Genomic DNA, 4013 nt, shown 5'->3' with positions numbered 1-4013 from the left:
AGCAGCACCACCGAGATCGCGAAGCCGGCGGTGTAGAGCGCGGCCAGGCGCAGGCTGGTGGAGCGGAACATCTAGTCGGGTTCGCGCAGGATATAGCCGGCCCCGCGCACCGTATGGATCAGCTCATGGCCGTGGCCGCGATCCACCTTGCCGCGCAGGCGGCTCATATGGGTCTCGACGATGTTGGTCTTGGGATCGAAGTGGAAGTCCCAGACGCTCTCCAGCAGCATGGTGCGGGTGACCACCCGGCCGGCATGACGCATCAGATATTCCAGCAGCTGGAACTCACGCGGCTGCAGCTCGATGCGCTGGCCGCCCCGGGTCACGGACCGCCTCAGGAGGTCGAGCCGCAGGTCGGCCACGGAAAGCTCGGTGCGCACCTCCAGCGGCGGCGGACGGCGGGCGAGCGCGTTGACCCGGGCCAGCAGCTCGGCGAAGGCGAAGGGCTTGACCAGATAGTCGTCGCCCCCAGCCTCAAGTCCCTCGACCCGGTCGTCTATGCCCCCCAGGGCGGTCAACAGCAGGACCGGGGTCTTCACCCCCGAAGCGCGGATGGTGCGCAGGATCGCCAGGCCGTCGATCTGCGGCAACATGCGGTCGAGCACGATGACGTCATAGGTCTCGCCGGCGGCCAGCATCAGGCCATCGCGGCCTTCGGCGGCGTAGTCGACGGTGTGGCCCGCCTCGGACAGCGCCCGCTTCAGATAGGCCGCAGCCTCCCGGTCATCCTCCACGATCAGCAGCTTCATGGGGCGAACCTGCCTTGAACCGGCCAGCCCGCCAATCCCTGCCGAACCGGGCTCCATCAAACCTGGGCGACGACTTTCAGAACTGGACCGCCGCCAGCTCCTTGCGGGCGGCTTCGATATCGTCCTGCAGGGCCGGGGCGTGCAGCAGTTGCACCCCGACGGCCGTGCCGAGCGCCTGTCCGGCGATGATGTCGCTGCGGAAGTGGACCCCGCAGACCAGCCGGTCCTCGGCATAGTCCTGGGCCCGCGCCAGCACCGCCTGGGCCTTGTCCGGCATCAGGTCGGCCAGCACCACGGCCATGGCGTAGCCCATGGTGGTGTGGCCGCTGGGGTAGGAGGACCTGGGCTTGTCGTCCGCGTGGTCACAGCCGACCAGGGTCGGATCAATGACCCAGGGCCGATTGCGCGCGAAGGTGACCTTGGCGCGCTTCTTGGCCACCGACTGCTCGTGATCGACGATCTTCAGCAGCTTGGCCGTGGCCGGCAGGCTGGCCATGTCGAACTTCGGCCCCAGGGTCGGGGTGAAGGCCGAGGGGTCCTCATGGTCATTGTCCCATTTCGCCTGGGCGAGCTGGGCCGGGGTGCGGGCGTCCTGGATCCGGTGCAGTTCGGCGAGTTCGGCCTTCTGCGCGGCCGATCCCTCCGCCGGCGGCGGCGGCAGGAGCCGCGCCGCGTCCGCGTCGGCCGGCGACAGGATCGAGGGCGCAGGCGCCTCCTGGGCCAGGGCGGGGGTGACCAGGGTCAAGGCCAGCAGGCTGGCCAGCAGAGGGACTGAGTGACGCATGGGGTGCGATCCTGTCTGGGGCGAGGCTTAGAAATTGACCTTGGCGGAGACCTGGACGTTCCGCTCCGGCTGGAAATAGTACTGGTCATAGGGGGCGGTCTTGCCGGGCTTGATGGTCGTCGCCTGCTGGCTGTCGAGCAGGTTGTAGACCGCCGCCTCCAACCGGTAGCGGCCGAGGGTGTAGACGACGGTCAGGTCGAGCGAGGCATAGGGCTTGATCCGGTAGGCGGAGGGCTCGCCCTCGGCCGCCCACTGCTCGCCCACGAACTTGTCGGCCAGGGAAACCGACCACTCCTCGCTGCGATAGAGGCCGCCCAGGGCGGCGGTGGACTTGGGCGCGCCGGCGATCTGCTTGCCCCCGGCGATCGTCACGGGCACGCCGAGAATGGTGGTCGAGGCGCCTTGGGCCTTGGCCTCGTTGAGCGAGCCGTTGGCGAACAGGAACAGGTTGTCGAGGGCGGCATAGGTCACCGCGCCCTCGATGCCCTTATAGGTCGCCCCGCCGAGGTTGAAGTTCACCGTCTCCGTGCCGACCGTGGTGGTCTGCAGCTTGTTGGTGAAGTCGATATAGTAGGCGTCGGCGTCGAAGGTGACCTTGCCGCCGTGATAGACGACGCCGGCCTGATAGTTGGTGGATTCCTGCGGGTGCAGCTCGTTCAGATTGGGATTGACCGCCTGGGTGGTCGAGATGTCGGGCAGCAGGAAGCCCGTGGCGTACTGGGCGTAGGCCGACATGTTGTCGGCGATCTTATAGTTGGCGGTCAGGAAGGTGAGCGTCTTCGTGAAGGTCTTGGCGCCGTGATAGGGCAGCCGGGACTTCTGGTTCACGTCGGCGTCGACCGAGAGCTTCTCGCTGACATATTTGACGCCGGGCGTGAGGGTCAGCTTGTCGGTGACGTTCCAGACCACGTCGACGAAGGGCTCGTACTGGTTCCAGCCTGAGTACTGCAGATATTCCAGGTACTGCGGCACGCCGGCCACCACTTTCTGGCGGTAGTCGGGCGTCCAGCCCGCCGCCCCGTGGCCCAGCGTGGCGTCATAGTCCCAGCGACCGCGCGGGCCGGTGTCGGCCTTCTCCCACCACAGACCGGCCTTGATCTCGCCGAACGGCATGGTCTGGTTCAGGTGCAGGATGTCGCCATAGATCTTGTAGACGTTCAGCTTGGTGTAGCCCGGCACGTGACCATTCACCGTGGGCTTGCCGCCCGGTGTGTAGGTGATCTGCAGACCCTTGTTGGCGGCGATGTCGGCCGGCGACAGGGTGGCGTCCAGGGCCGATTCCGTGTCGTTCTTATAGTAATAGGAATAGACGGTGTTCTCGAGCTTCAGGCTATCGGTGACGTCTCCGGTCAGCCGCGCATAGTTGAAGTAGGTGTGCTTGGTGACGCTGTTGTACTTGTAATAGTTCGGCGTCTTCGGATCGTTGTTCAGGGCGAAGTTCTTGCCGTAGGCGGCAACCTGGGTGAGCGTCGCGCCGGCGCTGTCGTTCGTATAGACGTGGGTGTAGTTCCAGGTTCCCAGCAGGGTCAGCTTCCAGCTGCCGGCCAGCGGGACCACGGCGCGGATCAGCTGGTTGTAGGCCTTGGCGCTGTTGTAGGTGAGCGCGCCGTCGGTCTTCAGCTCCTGCAGGTTCAGCAGGACCTTGGTGTCGTTCAGCTGTTCGATCTCGCCCGAGGACAGCTTGGTCACCGCCATCCAGGTGTTCCAGGACCCGGCCGTCACCGATTGCGAACCGCCGGCCGTGTCGCTGACCTCCGGCGAGAACATGTTCACCGAGCCGCCGAAGCTGGCCACGCCGAGCTGGCTGGCCTCGCCCGGGCCGCGATCCACCACCACGGCGCCGACCGTCGAGGACGGGAAGAACGAGGTCGAGTGGTGGGTCGGGCCATTGGCGTCACCCCACGGAATGCCGTCATAGGTGATGTTGTATTCGCCGTCCTTGAAGCCGCGCAGCACGGTCTTGGACTCGCCCAGGCCCGGGCCGCTGAACGACACGCCCGACAGGCTGGGGGTCAGGTTGATGACCTGGTTGTAGTCGCCGGTGGCCGGGACGAACTGGTCGATGGTCTTGCGGTCGATGATCGACTGCGGCTCGGTGGCGGCCAGCGAGGCCTTGGAGGGGGCGACGGCGATGGCGCCCGCCACGCCCGTCACCACCAGCTCGCCCACGCGGACGCCATAGTCGGGGTTTTCCGGATCGATCTTCACCGGCCCGGCGTCAGCGGCGACCGCCGCACCGCCGGACAGGGCGGCCAGGCACAGGGCCAGGGCCGAGCCCGTCAGCCAGCGAGCCTTGCCAGATGTAGTGATGCGCGCGCGCGCCGAAAGTGACCGCATGATGCTTTCCCCAACAGGCCGGTCGGATTTGTCCGATCACGGCGCTCCGTTTGCTGCGGGGGTGAAAGCGCGCGGCGAGGCCGGCGGCAAACCAAGGTTTGGCGACGGTTAAGTGACGGATTTATTTATTGGTTTTGATTGGG

3 protein-coding genes are annotated in these 4013 nt (G+C 66.4%); all 3 read right to left on the bottom strand.

The annotated features are described in order from the left end of the window. Positions 1–71 precede the first annotated feature (71 nt). The 3 genes from Q7P21_RS19765 to Q7P21_RS19755 all read right to left on the bottom strand — a co-directional run bounded on the left by Q7P21_RS19765 (position 72) and on the right by Q7P21_RS19755 (position 3870). Entirely contained in the window at positions 72–749 is a 678-nt protein-coding gene (locus tag Q7P21_RS19765) for a response regulator transcription factor (protein WP_304167847.1), read from the bottom strand. 76 nt (positions 750–825) lie between these two features. Then, positions 826–1533 carry a phosphatase PAP2 family protein gene (locus Q7P21_RS19760; RefSeq protein WP_304180015.1) on the bottom strand — a complete coding sequence of 236 codons (708 nt, stop codon included), beginning with the start codon at positions 1531–1533 and terminating at the stop codon, positions 826–828. Positions 1534–1560: 27 nt separating this feature from the next. Next, positions 1561–3870, bottom strand: a complete 2310-nt coding sequence (locus Q7P21_RS19755; RefSeq protein ID WP_304180011.1) for a TonB-dependent receptor — start codon at positions 3868–3870, stop codon at positions 1561–1563. Positions 3871–4013: the final 143 nt, after the last annotated feature.

This window comes from Phenylobacterium aquaticum, from assembly GCF_947378715.1.
Classification (GTDB): domain Bacteria; phylum Pseudomonadota; class Alphaproteobacteria; order Caulobacterales; family Caulobacteraceae; genus Phenylobacterium; species Phenylobacterium aquaticum_A.
Note: the sequence above shows the minus strand (reverse complement) of the source record. Positions and strands in the feature narration are given on the sequence as shown.

Coding starts and splice junctions, on each gene's coding strand:
- Q7P21_RS19760 (WP_304180015.1), bottom strand. CDS start 1,533: ATGCGTCACTCAGTCCCTCTGCTGGCCAGCCTGCTGGCCTTGACCCTG.
- Q7P21_RS19765 (WP_304167847.1), bottom strand. CDS start 749: ATGAAGCTGCTGATCGTGGAGGATGACCGGGAGGCTGCGGCCTATCTG.
- Q7P21_RS19755 (WP_304180011.1), bottom strand. CDS start 3,870: ATGCGGTCACTTTCGGCGCGCGCGCGCATCACTACATCTGGCAAGGCT.